Source organism: Mycoplasma sp. 3392 (assembly GCF_053851755.1).
In genome coordinates, this window is sequence record NZ_JBSQBF010000006.1 from 1 (window position 1) to 1,285 (window position 1,285).

Here is a 1,285-nt window from a genome sequence, read left to right on the forward strand (position 1 = left end):
CGAACTGAGATCGGCTTTTTGAGATTTGCTCCACATCACTGTCTTGCGTCTCTTTGTACCGACCATTGTAGCACGTGTGTCGCCCCACTCATAAGAGGCATGATGATTTGACGTCATCCCCACCTTCCTCCTGGTTACCCAGGCAGTATCTCCAGAGTCCTCGGCATAACCCGTTAGTAACTGAAAATAGGGGTTGCGCTCGTTGCTGGACTTAACCAAACATCTCACGACACGAGCTGACGACAACCATGCACCATCTGTCATTCCGTTAACCTCCACTATGTCTCCATAGCTTTGCGGAAGATGTCAAGAGTGGGTAAGGTTCTCCGCGTATCTTCAAATTAAACCACATGCTCCACCGCTTGTGCGAGTCCCCGTCAATTCCTTTAAGTTTCACTCTTGCGAGCATACTACTCAGGCGGATCATTTAATGCGTTAGCTGCGTCAGTGAATTTTCCACCGACTAATGATCATCGTTTACGGCGTGGACTACCAGGGTATCTAATCCTGTTTGCTCCCCACGCTTTCGTCCCTCAGCGTCAGTATAGACCCAGTAAGCTGCCTTCGCCTTTGGTGTTCTTCCATATATCTACGCATTTCACCGCTTCACATGGAATTCCGCTTACCTCTATCTCACTCTAGCTTGCCAGTATCTAAAGCGGGCTGGGGTTGAGCCCCAGGCTTTAACTTCAGACTTAACAAACAGCCTACGAACGCTTTACGCCCAATAATTCCGGATAACGCTTGCGACCTATGTATTACCGCGGCTGCTGGCACATAGTTAGCCATCGCTTTCTGATCAGGTACCGTCAGCTCAGCGGCATTTCCTCCGCTGAGTTTTCTTCCCTAATAACAGCACTTTACAACCCGAGGGCCGTCATCGTGCACGCTGTGTCGCTCCATCAGGCTTTCGCCCATTGTGGAATATTCCCTACTGCTGCCTCCCGTAGGAGTCTGGGCCGTATCTCAGTCCCAGTGTGGCCGGTCAGTTTCTCAACCCGGCTAAACATCATCGTCTTGGTAGGCCATTACCCTACCAACTAACTAATGTTCCGCGCTCTCATCTTCCAGTGAAGCAAATGCTCCTTTTATGACAATTTCATGCGAATTTGTCACGTATCCGGTATTAGCAATCGTTTCCAACTGTTATCCCAATCTGAAAGGTAGATTAAGCACGTGTTACTCACCCATTCGCCACTAAGTAGCAAGCTACTTCGTTCGACATGCATGTATTAGGCACACAGCCAGCGTTCATCCTGAGCCAGGATCAAACTCTTATAAAAAA

The 1,285-nt window shown here is 48.9% G+C and carries 1 rRNA gene; it reads right to left on the minus strand.

Going from position 1 to position 1,285, the window contains the following annotated elements:
• Nucleotides 1-1,283, minus strand: a 16S ribosomal RNA gene (locus ACWXVV_RS02985); the annotation flags it as partial.
• Between the last annotated feature and the right edge of the window lie 2 nt (nt 1,284-1,285).